Below are 1,231 nucleotides of genomic sequence, written 5' to 3' on the forward strand. Positions count from 1 at the left end.
ACGCGGATCGCCGCGACGACCTCGCCTGCAAAGCGCGAGCGCTCCTTGATCGTGGCGCCACCATAACGATCCTCGCGCTTGTTGGTGCCGGACCAGAAGAACTGGTCGATGAGATAGCCGTGCGCGCCGTGAATCTCGACCGTATCGAACCCCACGCGCTTGGCATCGCGCGCGGCCTGCGCGAAGGCAGCAATGGTGTCGGCGATGTCCTCCTCGGTCATGGCGTTGCCGCGCGGCTTGTCCGGCGCAAGCAGTCCGGACGGGCTTTCCACCGGCGCGTCCGGCTGCCAGCCGCTCATGCCCTTGGTCGAGCCGGTGTGCCAGATCTGCGGGCCCATGCGGCCTCCCGCGGCATGAACCGCCGCGGCGACGCGCTGCCAACCGGCGAGAGCCGCATCGCCATGGAAGAACGGGATACCCGGCTCATTCCTGGAAGCGGGACGATCAACCACGGTACCTTCGGAGAGGATCAGCCCTACCCCGCCTTCGGCGCGGCGGCGGTAATAGGCGACATTGGCATCACCCGGAATTCCGTTGGGCGCCGCATTGCGCGTCATCGGCGCCATGACGATGCGGTTCTTCAGCTCCAGCGTCTTCAGACGAAAGGGACGAAACAGGACGCCGGTATCGAGGTCGGACATTCGGAAGAGCTCCTCCATTGCTTTCGGAGCGATCCAAGTATACTTCGTAAACCTGCTGTCAATCAGGCACCTGAAGTCGCCCAGGTATACGCGAGGAAACTACTTATGATTCCGAACTGCAAGCCGCAGCACTTCTCGGCGGAGTGTCCGAGCCGGCTCCTGATCGACCAGATCGCCGACAAATGGTCGATGATGGTGGTCGCGGTGCTCGATGCAGGTCCGCTGCGCTTCAATGTCATCAAGAAGCAGTTGGAAGGCGTCACCCAGAAGGCGCTGACGCAATGCCTGCGCCGGCTGGAGCGCAACGGCCTGATATCTCGCCAGGTGATCGCGGAGTCGCCCGTGGCCGTTCAATACGAGATCACCCCGCTCGGGCGCACGCTGCAGCCGCCGTTCCGGGCGCTCTATGCCTGGACCATCGCCAAGATGCCCGAGGTCGAGTCCGCGCGGCACGCGTTCGACCGGCGCGTGGCCCGCAGCCGGCGTTGAGGGGCGCTCCCCTATCGCTGCGCGGCTTTGGAAGAAGGTGAAGGGCGATAGCGAACGAAAAACGGATTTGGATTCATCGCGGCCGCGGCGAGCTCGCTCGA

1 protein-coding gene and 1 pseudogene are annotated in these 1,231 nt (G+C 64.4%); one reads left to right on the forward strand and one right to left on the reverse strand.

The features are described from left to right. Positions 1-641: pseudogene (locus BRAS3843_RS15170) on the reverse strand (12-oxophytodienoate reductase); the annotation flags it as partial. A gap of 105 nt (positions 642-746) precedes the next feature. Here BRAS3843_RS15170 and BRAS3843_RS15175 point away from each other — a divergent pair. Further along, entirely contained in the window at positions 747-1,130 is a 384-nt protein-coding gene (locus tag BRAS3843_RS15175) for a helix-turn-helix domain-containing protein (protein ID WP_008969826.1), read from the forward strand. Positions 1,131-1,231: the final 101 nt, after the last annotated feature.

Source organism: Bradyrhizobium sp. STM 3843, from assembly GCF_000239815.1.
Lineage (GTDB): Bacteria > Pseudomonadota > Alphaproteobacteria > Rhizobiales > Xanthobacteraceae > Bradyrhizobium.